Below are 17,238 nucleotides of genomic sequence, written 5' to 3' on the forward strand. Positions count from 1 at the left end.
TAATGTCACGTTCTGTTAAAAAAGGGCCGGCTCTTTGCCCTAAACTTATGAAAAAAGTAGAGGTAGCTAGTGCTACCAACCAGAAGTCCATCATCAAGACCTGGGCTCGCTGGTCAACCATTACCCCGCTAATGGTCGGTTTGAATGTAGGTGTACATGACGGCAGACGCCACGTACCTATCTACATTACTGAAAACATGGTCGGTCATAAGCTGGGCGAATTTACCACCACCAGAAATTTCCGCGGTCATGCTAAGGCGGAAAAAGTATCTCAGGTAAAATAGTGAAGTTAACCGGGTAGGGTAGGTTATAAAATGGAAGTAAAAGCAATAGTAAAGGACACCGGATATTCAGCGCTTAAGGTAAGGCTGTGCGTTGATATGGTTCGCGGCAAGAAAGTAAGTGAAGCTATTACCATGCTTCGCTTTATGACCTCGCCTACGGCCAAGGTTGTATCCAAGGTTATAAAATCAGCCGCGGCTAATGCGGAAAATAATTTCCAGATGAATCCGGCTGACTTAAAAATATCACAGATTTATGCAGATGAAGCGCGAATGCTTAAGCGGATGCGTCCTCAGGCCAGAGGCCGGGTTTCGCCGATACTAAAGCGCTCCAGCCATATAACTGTTGTCGTGGCTGACTAGGAGGGTTAATGGGACGCAAAGTTCATCCAATCGGGTTTAGACTTGGCATTATTAAAGACTGGAGTGCTAAATGGCATGCCAGTGATAAGGGTTTTGCCGAATGCCTCACCGAAGACCTTAAGCTTCGCAAGGCTATTGCCAAGAAGTATGTAGATGCCGCTATCTCTCAGGTAGATATTGAGCGCCAGTCCAACAAGGTGACTGTTTCTGTCCGGACAGCCCGGCCGGGTATTGTTATCGGACGGGGTGGTCAGCGTGTTGATGAAATGCGCCATTTCCTTGAGGAGCTTATCGGCAAAAAGGTACAGCTGAATATTGTTGAAATATCTCAGGCTGAGCTTGATGCCTTCCTGGTTGCCCGGAGTGTGGCAGAGCAGATTGAACGCCGTGTTGCTTACCGGCGCGCCATGAAGCAGGCTATCTTCCGCAGTATGCAGGCTGGTGCCAAGGGTATTAAAGTATGTGCCTCAGGACGTTTGGGCGGCGTGGAGATTGCCCGGCGTGAGGTAATGCACGAAGGGCGTGTTCCGTTACATACTCTTCGGGCTGACATTGATTACGGCTGCACCAGGGCTCACACCGCTCTTGGAGATATAGGCATAAAGGTATGGGTATACCGTGGTGATATCCTGCCCGAAGCAAAAGAAAAATCTGAACCCGAAGTAACGGAAATGGCTGCTGTTATGGCTGATGCTCCTGCTGCCGCTGTTTCCGAAACTAAGGTTGCTGATACTGTGGCCAAACCCAAACGGGTTGTAAAAAAGGCCGAAGCCGAGGCTCCCGCTGAAGAAAAACCGAGGCGCGCAGCCAAAAAGGCTGAGAACATAACCAAGGAAGAGGAATAATATGCTCCAACCCAAGCGTGTTAAGTTTAGAAAGGTACAGCGCGGGCGTCGTGACGGGGCTGCCCATAAAGGCAACACAGTTGCTTTTGGTGAATTCGCTTTGCAGTCTCTTGAGGCCGGCTGGATTACCGCCCGCCAGATAGAGGCTACACGCCGGGCAATCACCCGTTATATCCGCCGCGGCGGGCAGGTATGGATACGGATTTTCCCTGACAAACCCATTACCAAGAAACCGGCTGAAACCCGTCAGGGTGGCGGTAAAGGTGCTCCGGAAGAATGGGTAGCGGTAGTAAGACGCGGCAGGATTATGTTTGAAATCGGCGGGGTAACCCCCGAAGCTGCCAAAGAGGCTATGCGGCTTGCGTCTTATAAGATGCCGGTAAAGACCCGGTTTGTGGCTCGTGATATACCCGTAGTTGCGGAAGAAACTGAAGTAGAGGAGGCTGAATAATATGAATATAAGTGATATTCGCGGCCTTTCCGATACTGAAATAAAGAAAAAGCTTGAAGATGCCCATAAGGAACTTTTTGAGCTTAGACTGAAGCTTTCTACCAGGCAGTTAGTGAATCACCGAGAGCTTCCCAGGGTAAAAAATGATATTGCCCGCATTCTAACCGTAATGCGTGAGCGCGAACTGCAGATAAGGTAGGACTGATATGGAAAAAAATAAAACCCGAATCGGTCATGTGATCAGCGATAAGATGGAAAAAACCATTGTAGTGGGTATTGATGTTGCCAAGCGCCATCCCCTTTACAAAAAGACTTATCGCCGGACTATGAAATATCTGGTTCATGATGAAAAAAACGAAGCTAAAATTGGTGATATGATTGAAATAGTTGAATGCCGCCCCATCTCCAAGGGGAAATACTGGCGGCTCAGCAAAATAATCACCAAGGGCCACATTGTTGCGGCTCAGGAAGCATAGTTCTGGAGAGAAGAGATGGTTCAGCAGTATACCAGGTTAAACGTAGCAGATAATACCGGCGCTAAGAAAATAATGTGCATCAACGTTTTGGGCGGTAGCCGCAAGATACAGGCCAAAGTTGGTGATGTTATAGTAGCTGCGGTAAAGAAATCCAGCCCTGATGCCCAGGCTAAATCCGGTACTGTGGTAAAGGCCGTTGTGGTACGTATTACCAAACCTTATGCCCGTCCGGATGGCTCTTATATAAAGTTTGATGATAACGCTGCAGTTATTCTGAATGACAAGATGGAGCCCAAAGGCACCCGTATTTTTGGCCCGGTGGCCCGCGAGCTTCGTGATAAAAAATTCACCAAGATTTTATCGCTGGCGCCTGAGGTATTGTAGAGGTACTTAGATGAGACTGAAGAAAAACGATAACGTGCTGGTAATTGCCGGTAAGGACAAGGGTAAAACCGGTAAGGTTCGTTATGCCTTTCCCCGCACCGACAGGGTGCTGGTGGAAGGCGTGAACATGATAAAGCGGCATTCACGTGCCAAGGGTCAGGCCAAACAGGCCGGGATTATTGAACGTGAAGCTCCTTTACATGTTTCAAATTTGATGTTGCTTTGCAGTAAATGCAACAAACCGGCTCGTATTGGAAGCCGGGAACTGGCGGACGGTAAAAGTGTACGCTACTGCAAATCCTGCAATGAGGTAATTGACTAATGCTTAAGGTAGAGGAACGTTACACTAACGCCGTACCTGAACTTCAGAAGACTTTCAAGTACGAAAATATTATGCAGGTACCCAAGCTGGTAAAAGTGGTTATAAATACCGGTGTCGGTGAGGCTGTGTCCAACTCCAAGGCACTGGAAACTGCGGAAGCAGACATTGTAGCTATAGCCGGCCAGCACCCGGTAATCACCCGTGCCAAGCGTTCTGTGGCTAACTTTAAGCTGAGAGCCGGTATGCCCATTGGTTTAAAAGTTACCCTGCGCGGCCAGAGAATGTATGATTTCCTTAATAAGTTATTTTTTATTACTCTACCCCGTGTGCGTGATTTTCAGGGTGTTTCAAATACCGCTTTTGACGAACACGGCAACTATACTTTAGGTTTTAAAGACCATTCGGTTTTCCCTGAAATTGATTTTAATAAGATTGAAAAACCGCGAGGTCTTGAAGTTTGTATTGTAACTACTGCCAACACACCTGAAGAAGGCAAGAAGCTCCTGGAACTCTTGGGCATGCCTTTCAGTAAGGATTAGAGGAGACTATGGCTAAAACATCTAAAATTGTTCAATCCCAGCGCGCATCCAAGTTCAAGGTGCAGCACCATAACCGTTGTAGCCGGTGTGGTCGTCCCAGGGGCTATATTAACAGGTTTGGTTTGTGCCGCATCTGTTTCCGCGAGCTGGCATTACAGGGGCAGATACCCGGTGTCCGAAAGTCCAGTTGGTAGGGTATAATTGAGGTTTAATAACGGGGGTTTACGATGATCTCTGATCCGATTGCAGATATGTTAACAAGAATACGAAATGGCGTAATGGCCAGACACGAGGTAGTAATCATGCCGGCTTCCCGGATGAAACAGTACCTTGCTAAGGTCATGAAACAAGAAGGCTTTATTGCCGGTTATGAAGTAATTGGCGCAAAGCCCAAACGTCAGCTGAAAATAGTTCTTCGCTATGATGAAGGTGGTGCTTCCTTTGTCAGCGGGCTGGAACGAATCAGCAAGCCCGGTCTTCGGGTTTATGTACAGCGGGGCGAAATCCCCCGTGTTTACGGCGGTTTGGGTATTGCAATTGTCTCCACCTCAAAGGGTGTTATGACCGGTTCACAGGCCTGGCGCCAGGGGCTCGGTGGCGAGCTGCTTTGCAAAGTCTGGTAAACTAGAGGTTTTGATATGTCTAGAATAGGTAAAATGCCGATAAAGGTTCCACCCGGCGTAACGGTGGATATAAAAGGGAACGATGTAACTGTTAAAGGACCCAAGGGTACTCTTAGCAGGACTTTTAGACCGGAAGTGACCATTACCCGCGAGGGTGATCATTTGGTAGTCGCTCCGGTAGGCACAGACAAGGCCGCCAGGTCTTTCTTTGGTCTTAGCCGTACCCTTTTGGATAATATGATAGTGGGTGTCAAAGACGGCTTTGACAAGAACCTTGAGATAACGGGCGTTGGTATGCGTGTAGATAAAGACGGCAACAATATCGTCCTGAAGGTGGGTTATTCGCACACTGTTACAGTAGCCCCTCCGTCGGGCATCACTTTGAGCGTAGACGGTACCACCAAAGTCAAGGTATCCGGTATAAATAAAGAAGAAGTGGGCCAGATGGCTGCTGAAATCAGGTCTGTCAGAAAGCCTGATCATTACATGGGCAAAGGTATCAGATATGCCGGCGAATATGTACGCATCAAGCCCGGCAAGGCTATCGGAAAGGGTGCTAAGTAATGGCTAAAGTAAATGCCAGAGAAGCGCGAATTGTACGGCACGAACGGTTACGCAAGAAGGTCAGCGGTACAGAATTCCGCCCCAGATTATGCGTTTTCCGGAGTATTGAAAATATCTACACTCAGGTAATTAATGATAACTGTGGTTCAACCCTTGTTCAGGCCTCCACCAAGGATGCCGAGCTGAAGGCTGAGCTGGACGGTAAAACAAAAACCGAACAGGCAGTTGTAATAGGCAATTTGATTGCGAAACGGTCTCTTGAAGCAGGCATCTCGGAAGTGGTTTTTGATCGCGGCGGTTATAAATATCATGGCCGGGTCAAAGCTTTGGCTGAGGCTGCCCGCTCCGGCGGCCTGAAATTCTAAGGAGGACGGAAAAGACGTGTTAGCTAAGGTAGAAAGAATCGATCCTTCTGAGCTTGAACTGAATGACAAGCTTATATTTATTAACCGTGTAACCAAGGTGGTTAAGGGCGGTAAGCGCATGGGTTTTGCGGCTTTGGTGGTAACCGGAGACGGTAAAAATCATGTGGGTATCGGTGTGGGTAAGGCTAAGGAAGTTCCTTCGGCTATATCAAAAGCCAGTGCCAACGCCAAACGTAATCTTTCACGTATACTTCTGAATGGGACGACTGTTCCCCATGAAATTGTATTTAAATATGGCGCCGCCCAGGTTTTACTGAAGCCGGCTGCTCCCGGTACCGGCATTATCGCAGGCGGTAGTGTTCGGGCAGTGTTGGAATCCACCGGTATCAAGGATATTCTGACCAAGTCTATGGGTTGTGGTAACAAGGCTAACGTTGCCAAGGCTACTTTAGGCGGGTTGACTGCTATGCGGGATCCCAAAACCACAGTTACCAAACGGCGCTCTTCTTTGAAAGAGGAGGCTGCTGGTGGCTAAGATTAAGATTACCTGGGTAAAAAGTACTATCGGTTATAAATTTGACCAGGCGGCCACTATCAAGGCTCTTGGTCTCAAAAAATTAAATCAGAGTGTTATACAGGATGATTCTGCTGCTATACGCGGCATGATACTGAAGGTAAGGCATCTTGTTGTTCTGGAAGAGGTGACCTAAGTGAGATTGAATGAACTTTCTCCAGCCCCCGGTTCAAGAAAAGACCGCAAGCGGGTAGGCCGCGGTGATGCCGGACGGGGTAACTATTCGGGGCGCGGCATGAAGGGCCAAAAAGCCCGTTCCGGTGGCGCTACACGCCCTGGTTTTGAAGGCGGTCAGTTGCCCATATATCTGCGTCTGCCCCGGAAGCGCGGTTTCTTTAATCCCTTCAGGATTAAATATACAGTGGTAAATGTTGAACAACTGAACATATTTGAAGCTGGCACCGAGGTCACTCCTGAGACCATGCTGGCGGCAGGCTTGATAAGAAATTTCATAAAGCCGGTAAAAATACTTTCAGCCGGGCATGTTGACCGGGCTCTGGAAGTAAGCGCCCATAAATTTTCGCAGGCAGCCAAAGCTCAGATTGAAGCTGCTGGCGGTAAGGTACAGGAAATAGATTATGCGGCAGAAATCGAGTAGACCACGCCTCTTGCAGGCGATGATTGACGCTTTCAGCTTGCCTGATTTAAGGCGTCGGTTGCTAATTACTTTGGGAATATTGGTTGCGGCACGTTTTATCGCTCATGTGCCGCTTCCTGGTGTTGATTCAGCTGCCCTTCAGGATTTGTTCGATCAGAACGGTGCTTTGGGTATGCTGGATTTGTTTTCCGGCGGTGCTATGCGGTACTTCAGTGTGGCGGCTCTGGGTGTTTATCCCTACATTACCGCATCCATCATCATGACTTTGCTTACGCCCGTTATCCCCAAACTTACCGCCCTTTCAAAAGAGGGAGAATCAGGGCGCAATAAAATCAATACTATTACTCACTGGCTGGCAGTGCCGACAGCGGCCTTAGCCGGTTACAGCCAGTTGCTTCTTCTCCAAAGAGAAGGGGCGGTAGCTCAGACCGAACCTTTGGCGGCAGTCGCCATAGTTTTATCCATTGTGGCCGGCACCATGTTTATGGTTTGGCTGGGTGAACAGATTACCAGTTATGGTATAGGCAACGGTATTTCGCTGATAATATTTGCCGGCATCGTGGCCGGTCTGCCGGATATGATTGGGCGTGGTCTGATGGCCTCGGATCAGTTCGCCGGTTTGGCGGTATATGCCTTCATGGCTCTTTTAACTACAGTTTTGATAGTTATCTTTACTGAGGCACACCGACGGATACCTGTTCAGTATGCCCAGACTGTTATCCGCAGTGGCAAGATGTACCGCCGCGGCGGTGAGAGCCATATACCCTTGCGGGTCAATTCAGCCGGTATGATACCCCTGATATTTGCATCCGCATTGGTAATGCTGCCTGGCTTGGTGGCCAGCTATTTCATGGCAGGCTCAACCGAAGACCCCAACTTCTGGAATACCATCTATAATATTTTCAATTCCGGCGCTTCCATGCCCGGGGGGTTGGTATACTGGGGTCTTTACTTCTTTATGACTATAATCTTCGCCTTCTTCTATACTATGGTAACCTTTGAACAGCAGGATATACCCGGCACTCTTCAGAGGCAGGGCGGTTTTGTACCCGGCATTCGTCCCGGCAAAATGACTGACCAATATCTTAGCGGGGTTATCGGGCGGATTACCTGGGCTGGTGCACTGTTCCTGGGGTTTGTAGCTATTATGCCTTTCATTGCCCGTGAGGTTACCGGCATACAGGTTATTCAGCTATCCAGCTTCGGTATGCTGATTGTGGTCGGTGTAGCTCTGGATACTATGAAACAGCTCGAAGCGCAGCTTGTAATGCGGCGTTACGAGGGCTTTATTAAGTAGGCAAGAATAGTGTATAATGTTATTTTCCTTGGCGCTCCGGGTTCGGGCAAAGGCACGCAAGGTGAAGTAGTCGCTAAAGAGCTTAAGCTGGCGCATATGGCTACCGGCGATTTGTTTCGCAAGGCTATAGAGTGTGGTGATGAGCTGGGTGATACCGTTAAGTCCTATATGGAACGGGGCGAGCTGGTACCGGATGAGATTACTATTAGTGTAGTCCTGAAGCACCTTGCAAGTTTAAAAGATGTTACCGGAATTATTCTGGACGGATTTCCTAGAAGTCTGCGTCAGGCCGAAGCGCTGGATGAAGCGCTGGTCAAGCAGGGGCAGGGAATCGGAAGAGTAATATATATAAATGTGCCGGAAGATGAGCTGGTCCGGCGTCTAAGCGGCCGCTGGGTTTGCCGAAGCTGTCAGTCACCATATCAGTGTGGCTGTGCGGAAGTAACCGAGGGGAAATGCAGCCGCTGTCAGGGTGAGCTGTATCAGCGCCCTGATGATACGGCGGAAACCGTAAAAGAAAGGCTCAAAGTGTACTTTAGCAAAACAGCGCCGCTCATTGAGTACTATCGCTTAAAGGGTAAACTTAGTGAGATTGACGGTATGGCTGAAATATCAGAGGTTACCAAACGTATTATATCAGCTATAAAGTGCGGTAAATAACCGGTTTATGGCCATAATACTTAAAACTGAAAAAGAGATTGCTGTAATGAGGCGGGCCGGTCATATACTGGCTGCTGCTTTAGAAGAAGTTAAGAAGAACGTCAGGCCGGGGATAACTACCCGGGAGTTGGACGAGATAGCCGAAAGGGAACTGTTAGGACGGGGGACTATCCCGTCGTTCAAAGGTTACCAGGGCTTCCCGGCCAGCCTTTGTGCGTCTGTTAACGATGAAATTGTTCACGGCATACCCGGCGGACGGGTATTAAAAGAAGGCGATATAATATCGCTGGATATAGGCAACATATTAGAAGGATTCCAGGCAGATATGGCCGTAACAATCGGAGTGGGTGCAATATCACCTGCTGCCCTGCGGCTTATATCCGCTACTCAGGCTGCACTGGTGGCCGGGATTGCTCAAGCCAGGGCAGGCGGGCATCTGGGCGATATAGGTGCGGTTGTGGAGGAATATGCCCAAGGCAGAGGGTATGGGGTAGTCAGGGAATATACCGGACATGGTATTGGCCGGGATATGCATGAAGACCCCCAAATACCGAACTTTGGCCGCCGGGGTAAAGGCCCGGAATTAAAAAAGGGTATGACATTGGCTATAGAACCAATGTTAAACATTGGCACTGAAAAGACAAAAGTAGCTTCAGACTGCTGGACAGTGTATACTGCGGATGGCAGTTTGTCGGCTCATTTTGAGCATACAGTTGCCATTACCGATGGTGAGCCGGAAATACTCACCGTGATAGAAGAATAGCGGGGATTTATGCCTAAGAAAGATGCAATAGAAGTTGAAGCGACAGTGCTGGAGGCTTTGCCCAGTGCCGCTTTTCGCGTTCAGCTTTCAAACGGGCATGAAGTCCTGGCCCATATTTCGGGCAAGATGAGGGTACATTACATAAGGATTTTGCCCGGTGACAGAGTACTGGTGGAGTTATCTCCCTATGATTTGACCCGCGGCCGGGTTACATACCGATTCAAGTCATAGGTTTGGGAAGGATACAGGAGAACAGTAAATGAAGGTTAGAGCTTCGGTAAAGACAATGTGCGAAAAGTGCAAAATAGTGAAACGTAGCGGGGTGGTTAGAAATATTTGCACCAACCCCAAACATAAACAGAGGCAGGGTTAAGGAGGCATTATGGTTCGCATAGCGGGTACAGATATACCCGATAACAAGCAGGTTTATTTCTCGTTGCAGTATATTTTCGGTATCGGCCCTGCTCGCAGTGAGAAAGTACTTGCTCAGGCGGGTGTGGATAAAGCGATTCGGGTTAATAAACTGACCGATGAGGAAATCAACCGCCTTAGGGAAATTATAGATAAAGAGTATCGGGTAGAAGGGGATCTTCGTAAAGAAATCACCCTCAATATCAAGCGGCTTATTGATATTGGCTGTTACCGTGGTATTCGCCATAAGCACAATTTGCCGGTACGTGGCCAGCGCACCAAGACTAATGCTCGTACTCGTCGTGGCCCGCGCAAGACTGTGGCAGGGCGTGGACAAAAACGCGGTGCAACTAAGAAATAAACGCTAAGTAGCGTAGGAGGATATAATGGCAGTTAAAAAACGTGCCGGTGCCAAGAAAAAAGAGAAGAAAGTAATACCTGTAGGTAAAGCCTTTGTACAGGCTACCTTTAATAATACTATCGTCACTCTGACTGACCTTCAGGGCAATGTTATTGCCTGGGCCAGCTGCGGTACTGCCGGTTTCAAGGGTTCACGCAAGGGTACTCCCTATGCTGCCCAGATGGCCGCTCAGGCTGCTGCCCGCAAGGCTGCTGAAAGCGGTCTCAGGCAGGTTGAGGTACTGGTTAAGGGACCGGGAAGCGGCCGTGAAGCTGCTATCCGCTCTCTTCAGGCTTCAGGTATCAATGTGACCGCAATACGGGACGTCACTCCCATTCCGCATAATGGTTGCCGTCCTCCCAAGAGAAGGAGGGTATAGAGGTAGAATATGTCTAGAGAAACAGGTGCAGTTTGCAGAATGTGCCGCCGCAGCGGCGATAAATTGTTCTTAAAGGGCGATAAGTGCGTTACCAAATGTGTGTTTGAAAAACGCCCCAAAGCCCCCGGCCCTCAACTGGGCAGACCCCGCCGTCTGTCTGACCGTGGTCAGCAGCTCCGGCAGAAACAGAGCATACGCTGGAGCTATGGTATGACGGAGCGTCAGTTCCGCCGATTCTTCGGCTTGGCCAACGCGCAGCCTGGTGTTACCGGTGATAATATGATGATTCTTTTGGAACGCCGTCTGGATAACGTTTTGTTCCGCTTGGGCTTCGGTACTTCACGTGCTCAGGCCAGACAGATTGTTATGCATGGACATATACTGGTAAACGGACAGAAAACTGACATTCCTTCTTATCTGATTAAAGAGGGTCAGGTGATAACTGTACGTGAGACCAGCAAGGCTACTGCATATTTCAAAACTTTAGCTGAAAATATTGAAGCCAAGGCAATTCCTGGTTGGTTAAGCTTGGATCGAAAAACCCTTTCCGGCAAGGTCATTAGTTTGCCCGCTGCCGGTGATATAGACGCTAGATTCGATGCTCAGACCGTAGTTGAGTACTACTCCAGGTAACTAGTATAAGGAGGTATTTCGTGTCTGATCTAGCTATACCCACAATTAGTTGCACCGAGAGCGACGGCAAGTACGGACGCTTTGTGGTAGAACCTTTGGAAAAAGGTTTCGGGACTACTATGGGTAATTCACTGCGCCGTATACTTCTTAGCTATCTGGACGGGGTTGCCATTACCCGTGTCCGGATAGATGGTATCCAGCATGAGTTCAGTGCTCTGCCCAAGGCCAAAGAAGATACACTTGATTTTTTGCTGAACCTTAAAAATATAAGGGTTGAGAGCCTTTCAGGGCTTGAGGGTATTTTGTACCTAAGAGCCTCCGGTTCTAAAGTAGTTACGGCAGCTGATATTGAGCCCTCAAATGATTTTGCGGTAGTAAATCCGGAGCTGTACCTGCTTACCCTTGATTCGGATGATGCAGTATTAAATGTGGAACTTGAGGTGGAACTTGGCCGGGGCTATCGTCCTCCTGAAAGTACCGAAAATACTCCCATAGGGACTATTCCGGTAGATGCCATTTTTACTCCCATCCGCAAGGTGAACTTTACCACCGAGCCTATGCATGTAGGCCGCGAAACCAGCCTTGAACGGTTGGTGCTTGAGGTCTGGACTGACGGTACAGTAGAACCTGCTACTGCGGTCAGCCGCTCAGCAGACATTCTGGTGAAACAGTTTGCGGCTTTGGTTAGCCACAGCAAGGTAGTGGCTGAAGTAGAGGCAAGCGAGCCGGTTAAATATGCTATACCCGAAGAAAAATATAACATGCCTATTGAACAGCTGGATTTGTCCGTCAGGGCTGTTAATTGTTTGCGGCACGCAGGTATAACCACTGTGGGTGAGGTTATAAACAGGGGAACTAAAGAGTTGCTTACTCTTCGGAATTTTGGTCTTAAATCTCTGACCGAGCTTGAGGATAGGCTCAAGACTATAGGTCTGTCCTTGAACCCCGAAGATGAACTGTTTGAAGATGCTGAAAACACTAAGAAGAAAAACAAAGGCATAGACGAAGCCTAAAACTTGTACTTGCACATAAGGTGAGGAAATATGAGACACAACGTATCAGGTAGAAAATTTGATAGACCCACTGGCCAGAGGATGGCACTTTACCGCAATCTGGTAACGGATCTTTTGAATTATGAAGAAATAACCATCTCTGAACCTCGGGCAAAGGAAATACGTAGCATGGCTGAAAAGATGATTACCCTCGGCAAAAAGGGTACTCTTGCTTCACGCCGCCGGGCTTTGGCTTTTGTATATATACCCGGTATTGTTGACAAGGTTTTTGAAGACCTGTCAAAACGGTATGCTGAGCGTCCGGGTGGTTATACACGCATAACCAAGCTGGGTCCCCGTCAGGGTGACGGTGCGGAGATGGTTAAGCTGGAACTTATCAAATAGCTTTTGGGAGGGGTATTATCTCACCCAGGGTATTAATGGTAATTGAATACGAGGGCACCAGGTATTTAGGTTTTCAGATTCAGGACAAAGGGGCCACGATACAGGGAGAGCTGGAAACAGCTATCCAAAAATTAACAAGTGAAAAAACCAGAGTGAGCGGTTCCGGAAGGACTGATGCTGGGGTACACGCGGCGTATCAGGTGGTCAGTTACCTCTCGGAATCTTCACTTGGGCTGGAAAAAATTAAAGGCGGGTTGAATTATTACCTGCCGACGGACATAGCCGTAAAAGAAGTCTACTTCGTAGCGGAAAACTTTGATGTGAGACGCCGGGCTATTAGCCGTGAGTACTCTTACCATATATTAAATAGCAAAACCCGCTCGCCGCTTGCCAGACTTCAAGCCTGGCAGGTGCCTTACAAGCTTGATACAAAGCTTATGGAACAGGCTTTTAAAATGCTTGAAGGGGAGCATGACTTTATCGCTTTTGCCTCCAGTCTGGGGCCGGAGATAAAGAAAACCGTTCGCAGGGTTAACTGGACCCGGTTAGATATTGCAGAGGATAGGCTGGTATTCAGGATAGAGGCCAATTCCTTTCTTACTCACCAGGTGAGAAATACTATCGGAACGCTGGTGGAACTGGGACGCGGGATTTTGAGTATGAGCGAGTTTGGGGCATTATTTGAGGCTAAAACCCCCGGACTGGCGGGGCCGGCAGCGCCGGCTTGTGGACTGAGCCTCGTTCGGGTAAACTATAGAGAACCTTTTGGGAGTTAAGATGAACACTTACACAGTTAAAGCTAGTGACATAAAACGGGATTGGCACGTAATAGACGCTTCCGGCCGTGTGCTGGGTGAAGTAGCTGCTGAAGCAGCTAAATATCTCATGGGTAAGCACAAACCCATGTTTTGCCGCAATCTTGATTGCGGTGACTACGTGGTTATTGTAAATGCAAAGAAGATCACGGTTACCGGCAACAAGCTGGACCAGAAGATTTATTATCGCCATTCCGGCTTTCCCGGCGGTTTCCGTCAGGAAAAACTGGGTGACCTTCTGAAAACTAAGCCTTTGTTTGTGATTGAACATGCCGTGAAAGGCATGATTCCCCGCAATACTTTGGGTGCCCAGATTTTGGCTAAATTAAAGGTCTATGAAGGTGCGGAACACCCCCATGCCTCTCAGACCGGCGAAGTAAGCAAGGAGTCTTAACGGGAGATAATAATGGTAGAGAAGAATACATATTTTATTGGTGTTGGCCGGCGTAAGACTGCAGTTGCCACTGTAAAACTGACAAGCGGCAATGGAGTTATAGTAATTGATGGCAAGCCCATTGAAGAGCGGTTTACCCGCATTCAGGAGCGTAATGTTATTTTGAACCCTATGATGGTTACTGATACCATGGGTAAGTTTAATGCTGTTGTAAAGGTTCTTGGCGGCGGTGTTACCGGTCAGAGCGGGGCTATCGCTCATGGCATTGCCCGTGCCCTTGAAAAGACTGATGATAAACTGCGTGCTACTCTTAAGAGTAATGGTCTTCTTACCCGTGATGATCGGACTAAAGAACGCAAGAAGCCCGGTTTGAAACGTGCCCGCAAGGCTCCCCAGTATACTAAACGTTAAGATTATCTTACATAAAAAAGATAAAGGCCGAAACTTTTAAGTTTCGGCCTTTTTATTGATTAAAAGAGATTATTCAGTTTCCGCGTTCATCTCTGAAATAACGTACTATCCCTATGATAGCTGTCAGCAAACCCATGGCTACTGAAAGTATACCGAGAACTGTTTGAGAAAAAGACAGACTATCAATATCAGTTGGCTGCTGGTAGGTAAATATACCTATACCTATCATTATTATCCCAAACCCAAGGTAAAAAAGGCTGGTTTTCATGAATAACTCCAGGAAATTAATTTAGACATTATACCACAGGATAACTTGGTTCGTGGTTCGGGAAGTAGACCAGATAATTACCAGTTGTACTGGAGTCATTCGGGAGTAATTTAAGGTGTTACATTATGGGGAAAAACAAAATGGGGCGGTAGAATCCCCGCTGGGCAGCCATATTATATATAAAAGCCATGGATTATATGATGGCTTTAAAATACTCCAAAATCCGTCCTGTGTCTTTTGGCCGGTTATCTAGCGGTTGGTCGGGCATGTTCAAACTTGATTCAGAAAAATTAGCTTTCGGCTAATTTACGTTTGAAGTAGTCAACAGCGTCTATTGGATAGGGGTCTACTCCTGTTAGGAAAGCCAGATACAGGCTCACAAAATCTCCCTGAAGTATCAGGCTTAATACCTGGCAAAGGGGACTGAAACCATAACCGTCGATGCTGAAAACGGGGATTTTGGCCTGATGAAGCATATCAGTAGTAATTCTCATGCGCTGGTGAATGCGTTTAGATAGGTAGGTGGTTTTGAACATAACCGCCGCCCAATAACGGGCTGAACTTTGGGGCAGTTGGTAGCCCACTACGGAGTTATGGTTCATTTCTGGTATTTCTTCGGCAAATGAAAAGCACTTGGCGTTCTCGTTCATCTGGGTTTTAAAGCGGCGGGCTGCCGGGAATGTTATCCCTGAGCCAAATGCCATAACCGCCCGTCCTTCCAGTTTGGCGGCCAGCTGCTTAGCAGGGTTGTTGAGAGTTTGATATTTTTCTGACAATCTTTCCGCAATCTGGGAAAGGACTATCAGGCTTTCACTCACTTCGGTAGATTTATTGGGTATAAAGCCCAGTTTATGGAGGATACTTAAAACAGGCAATACTCCGTAAGCAATAGCGGTACTGGGACGGTAAGTATAGTCATAAATCAGCCCCGGTATATTATGAGTAGCGGTCATTTCCTTGAGCTGTCCGCCAGTGGTTAAAACCAGCAGTTTGGCATGGCGATTAACTGCCTGATGGAAGCAGGATACTACCTCTTCGGTTGAACCGGAACTGCTGGAAGCAATAACCAGTGTGTCCGCGGATACGTATGCCGGCAGCAAATAGTCTTGATGCAGGTAGATGGGTATTTTACATTCATCACGCAGCATTCGCTCTGCCAATTGGGCACCTACTCCCGAAGTACCCATACCCAATATTACCACCTGTTTGACGGTGCGGTAATCTTCAGGCAGGTTTAAAGCTTCAGCAGTTTCCCATGCCTGTTTGCAGAGTGAAGGCATGCGTTTAAGCTCGTCCAGCATATGGTGAGGGTCAAGCTTTTCATAAATATTTGGGTCATCAAGATTGATAATATCCATCTGGTATATCCCTAAGACAATATTTTAGATACCGGAAAGTCTGCGGCCGTTTTCAAGCAATGCGGCGGTCTTATCCTGGCTTGGGCTTTCGGCATATATCCGCAGCAGTGGCTCAGTACCGGAAAAGCGGATAAGCAGCCAGCTGCCGTCTTCAAGCTTGTAGCGGAAACCGTCCAGGTTGTCTGTAGAAATCACTTTGGTTTCACCGAGACTAGCCGGTTTTTGGTCTGCCAGATGTTTTATTATTTCTTCCCGGCGGGCTTCGTCAAAGGTATAGTCAACCCGGTTGTAATAGTGAGGCCCAACCTTGGAATACAAATATTCAAGCATGGCTGAGGGCGATTTACCGGTGGTAATCATAAAATCCAGAAAATAAGCTCCTGCCAGTATGGCATCACGTTCAGGCACGTGCCCGGCAAAGCCGTAGCCGCCGCTTTCCTCACCGCCGATAAGGGCATTTTGCTCAAGCATAACCGGGGAGACATACTTGAAGCCGACTTTGGTTTCAAATACCGGTACATCATAAAGCTCACCCAGTTTATCTATCATACTGGAGTTGGTAATAGTTTTTACCAGCGGCCCGCGCAGCCCTTTTACTTCCAGCATATAAAGTGCCAGCAGGGAAAAGACCTGCAGCTGGTTAAGAAAGTTGCCCATTTCATCTACCACACCCAGACGATCAGAATCCCCGTCGGTAGCCAGCCCTATATCTGAACGGATATCCTTGACCAGCCTCATCAGCTTAGCCAGATTAGGGGTGATAGGTTCAGGCTGAAGCATGTCAGGGAAATTGGGGTTGGGTTCGGCGTTTATTTCATTCAGGCGGTTGCAGCCGCCCTCAAGCAGTTGCTTGAAATAACCTATGCCGGCACCATACATAGAATCTATGGCTATATTGAAACCGGCCTCCCGCAGTTTTTCAGTATCTACCAGTGTATTTATTTGTTCAAAATAAGCGGGGGTAAGGTCTGTCAATTCAATAAGCCCGCGGGAAACTGCCGTATCAAAATCCAGACGGGATACCGAAGGGTTATTCTCCAGTTTAGCTATCTCTGCCTCAATGGCGTTTATCATGTGGATAGGGGCACTGGCACCGTCAGCTGATTTAACCTTGAAACCATTCCAAATAGCGGGGTTATGACTGGCGGTAATTATTACTGCGCCAGCCGTTTTCAGGTTTACCACCCCGTGGCTGATTACCGGTGTAGGTGTGGGGCGTGAACTAAAATAGGTCTTGATGCCGTTTGCCGCCATAACTTCGGCAACCGAACGGGCAAAATCCGCTGAGGCGAAGCGGGTATCATATCCGATTACCAGCGAAAGGTTATCGGGACGGGTATTTTTCAGGTATGCGGCAGTGGCTTGGGAACAGACAGAGACATTTTCAAAGGTGAAGTCTCTGGCAATAATGCCGCGCCAGCCATCGGTACCGAACTTAATTTGGCTTGTTATTTTGGCTGTCCCCCTTGAAGAATTTGCTTAACATAAAGATGATAGAACCCAGAATAAGCACTACCGGCAGGAAGAGTACCATAATAACGAAAGTAAGTCCTGCCAGCCCCATTATGGTAGCCAGCATTATTACTGCCAGTTCAAGTACAATTGCCCCAAAGAAGGCCAGCAATAAAGTCTTAATCATAAGCACACCTTCCTGTCGGTAGTAATAT

The 17,238-nt window shown here is 48.0% G+C and carries 33 protein-coding genes; 29 read left to right on the forward strand and 4 right to left on the reverse strand.

Annotation, left to right across the window (positions count from 1 at the left end; all coding sequences use genetic code 11):
* Positions 1 to 2: 2 nt before the first annotated feature.
* From rpsS to rpsI, 29 genes are read left to right on the forward strand one after another with little or no spacing between them, the layout of a single operon-like run.
* Positions 3 to 284 carry a 30S ribosomal protein S19 gene (rpsS, locus tag ASJ33_RS02575; protein WP_011309000.1) on the forward strand — a complete coding sequence of 94 codons (282 nt, stop codon included), beginning with the start codon at positions 3 to 5 and terminating at the stop codon, positions 282 to 284.
* A 30-nt stretch (positions 285 to 314) separates the two neighbouring features.
* Entirely contained in the window at positions 315 to 644 is a 330-nt protein-coding gene (gene rplV, locus ASJ33_RS02580) for a 50S ribosomal protein L22 (RefSeq protein ID WP_010936256.1), read from the forward strand.
* Between the two features lie 8 nt (positions 645 to 652).
* Positions 653 to 1,489: a 30S ribosomal protein S3 gene (rpsC, locus tag ASJ33_RS02585; RefSeq protein WP_023652016.1), complete on the forward strand. Its 837-nt coding sequence runs from the start codon at positions 653 to 655 to the stop codon at positions 1,487 to 1,489.
* Between the two features lies 1 nt (position 1,490).
* Entirely contained in the window at positions 1,491 to 1,940 is a 450-nt protein-coding gene (gene rplP, locus ASJ33_RS02590) for a 50S ribosomal protein L16 (RefSeq protein ID WP_023652017.1), read from the forward strand.
* 1 nt (position 1,941) lies between these two features.
* Positions 1,942 to 2,139, forward strand: coding sequence for a 50S ribosomal protein L29 (gene rpmC, locus ASJ33_RS02595; protein WP_012881749.1), 198 nt, complete (start codon positions 1,942 to 1,944; stop codon positions 2,137 to 2,139).
* A gap of 7 nt (positions 2,140 to 2,146) precedes the next feature.
* Positions 2,147 to 2,416, forward strand: coding sequence for a 30S ribosomal protein S17 (gene rpsQ / locus ASJ33_RS02600; protein WP_012881750.1), 270 nt, complete (start codon positions 2,147 to 2,149; stop codon positions 2,414 to 2,416).
* A 15-nt stretch (positions 2,417 to 2,431) separates the two neighbouring features.
* A complete protein-coding gene (rplN, locus tag ASJ33_RS02605) occupies positions 2,432 to 2,800 on the forward strand; it encodes a 50S ribosomal protein L14 (protein ID WP_012881751.1) in 369 nt (122 codons plus the stop codon).
* 10 nt (positions 2,801 to 2,810) lie between these two features.
* A complete protein-coding gene (rplX, locus tag ASJ33_RS02610; protein WP_023652018.1) occupies positions 2,811 to 3,122 on the forward strand; it encodes a 50S ribosomal protein L24 in 312 nt (103 codons plus the stop codon).
* The gene (gene rplE / locus ASJ33_RS02615) at positions 3,122 to 3,661 is read left to right on the forward strand and encodes a 50S ribosomal protein L5 (protein WP_023652019.1); all 540 of its coding nucleotides are present in this window, start codon (positions 3,122 to 3,124) and stop codon (positions 3,659 to 3,661) included. The genes rplX and rplE overlap by 1 nt, the downstream gene beginning before the upstream one ends.
* Positions 3,662 to 3,669: 8 nt before the next feature.
* Positions 3,670 to 3,855, forward strand: a complete 186-nt coding sequence (locus tag ASJ33_RS02620) for a type Z 30S ribosomal protein S14 (RefSeq protein WP_010936264.1) — start codon at positions 3,670 to 3,672, stop codon at positions 3,853 to 3,855.
* A gap of 33 nt (positions 3,856 to 3,888) precedes the next feature.
* Positions 3,889 to 4,284 carry a 30S ribosomal protein S8 gene (gene rpsH / locus ASJ33_RS02625; protein WP_012881753.1) on the forward strand — a complete coding sequence of 132 codons (396 nt, stop codon included), beginning with the start codon at positions 3,889 to 3,891 and terminating at the stop codon, positions 4,282 to 4,284.
* A 15-nt stretch (positions 4,285 to 4,299) separates the two neighbouring features.
* On the forward strand, positions 4,300 to 4,848 hold the full coding sequence (gene rplF, locus ASJ33_RS02630; RefSeq protein ID WP_041330687.1) for a 50S ribosomal protein L6: 549 nt from the start codon (positions 4,300 to 4,302) through the stop codon (positions 4,846 to 4,848).
* The gene (rplR, locus tag ASJ33_RS02635) at positions 4,848 to 5,213 is read left to right on the forward strand and encodes a 50S ribosomal protein L18 (protein WP_041330688.1); all 366 of its coding nucleotides are present in this window, start codon (positions 4,848 to 4,850) and stop codon (positions 5,211 to 5,213) included. The genes rplF and rplR overlap by 1 nt, the downstream gene beginning before the upstream one ends.
* Positions 5,214 to 5,229: 16 nt before the next feature.
* A complete protein-coding gene (gene rpsE, locus ASJ33_RS02640) occupies positions 5,230 to 5,748 on the forward strand; it encodes a 30S ribosomal protein S5 (protein WP_012881756.1) in 519 nt (172 codons plus the stop codon).
* Positions 5,741 to 5,923, forward strand: a complete 183-nt coding sequence (gene rpmD / locus ASJ33_RS02645) for a 50S ribosomal protein L30 (RefSeq protein WP_012881757.1) — start codon at positions 5,741 to 5,743, stop codon at positions 5,921 to 5,923. The genes rpsE and rpmD overlap by 8 nt, the downstream gene beginning before the upstream one ends.
* A complete protein-coding gene (rplO, locus tag ASJ33_RS02650) occupies positions 5,924 to 6,385 on the forward strand; it encodes a 50S ribosomal protein L15 (RefSeq protein WP_041330691.1) in 462 nt (153 codons plus the stop codon).
* Positions 6,366 to 7,682, forward strand: coding sequence for a preprotein translocase subunit SecY (gene secY / locus ASJ33_RS02655; RefSeq protein WP_041330692.1), 1,317 nt, complete (start codon positions 6,366 to 6,368; stop codon positions 7,680 to 7,682). Before rplO ends, secY begins: the two co-directional genes overlap by 20 nt.
* A 9-nt stretch (positions 7,683 to 7,691) precedes the next feature.
* On the forward strand, positions 7,692 to 8,342 hold the full coding sequence (locus ASJ33_RS02660; protein ID WP_023652021.1) for an adenylate kinase: 651 nt from the start codon (positions 7,692 to 7,694) through the stop codon (positions 8,340 to 8,342).
* 7 nt (positions 8,343 to 8,349) lie between these two features.
* Positions 8,350 to 9,105: a type I methionyl aminopeptidase gene (gene map, locus ASJ33_RS02665; protein ID WP_023652022.1), complete on the forward strand. Its 756-nt coding sequence runs from the start codon at positions 8,350 to 8,352 to the stop codon at positions 9,103 to 9,105.
* A gap of 9 nt (positions 9,106 to 9,114) precedes the next feature.
* On the forward strand, positions 9,115 to 9,336 hold the full coding sequence (gene infA, locus ASJ33_RS02670; RefSeq protein ID WP_010936274.1) for a translation initiation factor IF-1: 222 nt from the start codon (positions 9,115 to 9,117) through the stop codon (positions 9,334 to 9,336).
* A gap of 28 nt (positions 9,337 to 9,364) precedes the next feature.
* A complete protein-coding gene (gene rpmJ / locus ASJ33_RS02675) occupies positions 9,365 to 9,478 on the forward strand; it encodes a 50S ribosomal protein L36 (protein ID WP_023652023.1) in 114 nt (37 codons plus the stop codon).
* A gap of 9 nt (positions 9,479 to 9,487) precedes the next feature.
* A complete protein-coding gene (rpsM, locus tag ASJ33_RS02680) occupies positions 9,488 to 9,877 on the forward strand; it encodes a 30S ribosomal protein S13 (RefSeq protein WP_012881762.1) in 390 nt (129 codons plus the stop codon).
* Positions 9,878 to 9,902: 25 nt separating this feature from the next.
* Positions 9,903 to 10,295 (forward strand): 30S ribosomal protein S11, encoded by a 393-nt coding sequence (rpsK, locus tag ASJ33_RS02685; RefSeq protein ID WP_010936277.1) that lies wholly within the window; start codon positions 9,903 to 9,905, stop codon positions 10,293 to 10,295.
* 9 nt (positions 10,296 to 10,304) lie between these two features.
* Positions 10,305 to 10,928: a 30S ribosomal protein S4 gene (gene rpsD, locus ASJ33_RS02690; RefSeq protein WP_012881763.1), complete on the forward strand. Its 624-nt coding sequence runs from the start codon at positions 10,305 to 10,307 to the stop codon at positions 10,926 to 10,928.
* 20 nt (positions 10,929 to 10,948) lie between these two features.
* Positions 10,949 to 11,941 carry a DNA-directed RNA polymerase subunit alpha gene (locus tag ASJ33_RS02695; RefSeq protein WP_023652025.1) on the forward strand — a complete coding sequence of 331 codons (993 nt, stop codon included), beginning with the start codon at positions 10,949 to 10,951 and terminating at the stop codon, positions 11,939 to 11,941.
* A gap of 30 nt (positions 11,942 to 11,971) precedes the next feature.
* Positions 11,972 to 12,325, forward strand: coding sequence for a 50S ribosomal protein L17 (gene rplQ / locus ASJ33_RS02700; RefSeq protein WP_012881765.1), 354 nt, complete (start codon positions 11,972 to 11,974; stop codon positions 12,323 to 12,325).
* 35 nt (positions 12,326 to 12,360) lie between these two features.
* On the forward strand, positions 12,361 to 13,101 hold the full coding sequence (gene truA, locus ASJ33_RS02705; protein ID WP_023652026.1) for a tRNA pseudouridine(38-40) synthase TruA: 741 nt from the start codon (positions 12,361 to 12,363) through the stop codon (positions 13,099 to 13,101).
* A gap of 1 nt (position 13,102) precedes the next feature.
* Entirely contained in the window at positions 13,103 to 13,534 is a 432-nt protein-coding gene (rplM, locus tag ASJ33_RS02710; protein ID WP_023652027.1) for a 50S ribosomal protein L13, read from the forward strand.
* Between the two features lie 12 nt (positions 13,535 to 13,546).
* On the forward strand, positions 13,547 to 13,945 hold the full coding sequence (gene rpsI, locus ASJ33_RS02715; protein ID WP_012881768.1) for a 30S ribosomal protein S9: 399 nt from the start codon (positions 13,547 to 13,549) through the stop codon (positions 13,943 to 13,945).
* Between the two features lie 73 nt (positions 13,946 to 14,018).
* Here rpsI and ASJ33_RS02720 read toward each other — a convergent pair whose 3' ends face one another.
* The 4 genes from ASJ33_RS02720 to ASJ33_RS02735 form a co-directional block, all read right to left on the reverse strand.
* Positions 14,019 to 14,213, reverse strand: a complete 195-nt coding sequence (locus ASJ33_RS02720) for a DUF202 domain-containing protein (RefSeq protein WP_023652028.1) — start codon at positions 14,211 to 14,213, stop codon at positions 14,019 to 14,021.
* Positions 14,214 to 14,503: 290 nt separating this feature from the next.
* On the reverse strand, positions 14,504 to 15,571 hold the full coding sequence (locus tag ASJ33_RS02725) for a bifunctional phosphoglucose/phosphomannose isomerase (RefSeq protein ID WP_023652030.1): 1,068 nt from the start codon (positions 15,569 to 15,571) through the stop codon (positions 14,504 to 14,506).
* Between the two features lie 24 nt (positions 15,572 to 15,595).
* A complete protein-coding gene (locus tag ASJ33_RS02730; RefSeq protein ID WP_041330694.1) occupies positions 15,596 to 17,011 on the reverse strand; it encodes a phosphoglucomutase/phosphomannomutase family protein in 1,416 nt (471 codons plus the stop codon).
* Positions 17,007 to 17,210 (reverse strand): hypothetical protein, encoded by a 204-nt coding sequence (locus ASJ33_RS02735; RefSeq protein WP_023652032.1) that lies wholly within the window; start codon positions 17,208 to 17,210, stop codon positions 17,007 to 17,009. The genes ASJ33_RS02730 and ASJ33_RS02735 overlap by 5 nt, the downstream gene beginning before the upstream one ends.
* Positions 17,211 to 17,238: the final 28 nt, after the last annotated feature.

This window comes from Dehalococcoides mccartyi, from assembly GCF_001889305.1.
Classification (GTDB): domain Bacteria; phylum Chloroflexota; class Dehalococcoidia; order Dehalococcoidales; family Dehalococcoidaceae; genus Dehalococcoides; species Dehalococcoides mccartyi_A.

Bases quoted from the DNA above. Each gene is read 5' to 3' on its own strand.
- rpsS (WP_011309000.1), top strand. From the start codon at position 3: ATGTCACGTTCTGTTAAAAAAGGGCCGGCTCTTTGCCCTAAACTTATG.
- rplV (WP_010936256.1), top strand. From the start codon at position 315: ATGGAAGTAAAAGCAATAGTAAAGGACACCGGATATTCAGCGCTTAAG.
- rpsC (WP_023652016.1), top strand. From the start codon at position 653: ATGGGACGCAAAGTTCATCCAATCGGGTTTAGACTTGGCATTATTAAA.
- rplP (WP_023652017.1), top strand. From the start codon at position 1,491: ATGCTCCAACCCAAGCGTGTTAAGTTTAGAAAGGTACAGCGCGGGCGT.
- rpmC (WP_012881749.1), top strand. From the start codon at position 1,942: ATGAATATAAGTGATATTCGCGGCCTTTCCGATACTGAAATAAAGAAA.
- rpsQ (WP_012881750.1), top strand. From the start codon at position 2,147: ATGGAAAAAAATAAAACCCGAATCGGTCATGTGATCAGCGATAAGATG.
- rplN (WP_012881751.1), top strand. From the start codon at position 2,432: ATGGTTCAGCAGTATACCAGGTTAAACGTAGCAGATAATACCGGCGCT.
- rplX (WP_023652018.1), top strand. From the start codon at position 2,811: ATGAGACTGAAGAAAAACGATAACGTGCTGGTAATTGCCGGTAAGGAC.
- rplE (WP_023652019.1), top strand. From the start codon at position 3,122: ATGCTTAAGGTAGAGGAACGTTACACTAACGCCGTACCTGAACTTCAG.
- ASJ33_RS02620 (WP_010936264.1), top strand. From the start codon at position 3,670: ATGGCTAAAACATCTAAAATTGTTCAATCCCAGCGCGCATCCAAGTTC.
- rpsH (WP_012881753.1), top strand. From the start codon at position 3,889: ATGATCTCTGATCCGATTGCAGATATGTTAACAAGAATACGAAATGGC.
- rplF (WP_041330687.1), top strand. From the start codon at position 4,300: ATGTCTAGAATAGGTAAAATGCCGATAAAGGTTCCACCCGGCGTAACG.
- rplR (WP_041330688.1), top strand. From the start codon at position 4,848: ATGGCTAAAGTAAATGCCAGAGAAGCGCGAATTGTACGGCACGAACGG.
- secY (WP_041330692.1), top strand. From the start codon at position 6,366: ATGCGGCAGAAATCGAGTAGACCACGCCTCTTGCAGGCGATGATTGAC.
- map (WP_023652022.1), top strand. From the start codon at position 8,350: ATGGCCATAATACTTAAAACTGAAAAAGAGATTGCTGTAATGAGGCGG.
- infA (WP_010936274.1), top strand. From the start codon at position 9,115: ATGCCTAAGAAAGATGCAATAGAAGTTGAAGCGACAGTGCTGGAGGCT.
- rpmJ (WP_023652023.1), top strand. From the start codon at position 9,365: ATGAAGGTTAGAGCTTCGGTAAAGACAATGTGCGAAAAGTGCAAAATA.
- rpsM (WP_012881762.1), top strand. From the start codon at position 9,488: ATGGTTCGCATAGCGGGTACAGATATACCCGATAACAAGCAGGTTTAT.
- rpsK (WP_010936277.1), top strand. From the start codon at position 9,903: ATGGCAGTTAAAAAACGTGCCGGTGCCAAGAAAAAAGAGAAGAAAGTA.
- rpsD (WP_012881763.1), top strand. From the start codon at position 10,305: ATGTCTAGAGAAACAGGTGCAGTTTGCAGAATGTGCCGCCGCAGCGGC.
- rplQ (WP_012881765.1), top strand. From the start codon at position 11,972: ATGAGACACAACGTATCAGGTAGAAAATTTGATAGACCCACTGGCCAG.
- truA (WP_023652026.1), top strand. From the start codon at position 12,361: ATGGTAATTGAATACGAGGGCACCAGGTATTTAGGTTTTCAGATTCAG.
- rplM (WP_023652027.1), top strand. From the start codon at position 13,103: ATGAACACTTACACAGTTAAAGCTAGTGACATAAAACGGGATTGGCAC.
- rpsI (WP_012881768.1), top strand. From the start codon at position 13,547: ATGGTAGAGAAGAATACATATTTTATTGGTGTTGGCCGGCGTAAGACT.
- ASJ33_RS02720 (WP_023652028.1), bottom strand. From the start codon at position 14,213: ATGAAAACCAGCCTTTTTTACCTTGGGTTTGGGATAATAATGATAGGT.
- ASJ33_RS02725 (WP_023652030.1), bottom strand. From the start codon at position 15,571: ATGGATATTATCAATCTTGATGACCCAAATATTTATGAAAAGCTTGAC.
- ASJ33_RS02735 (WP_023652032.1), bottom strand. From the start codon at position 17,210: ATGATTAAGACTTTATTGCTGGCCTTCTTTGGGGCAATTGTACTTGAA.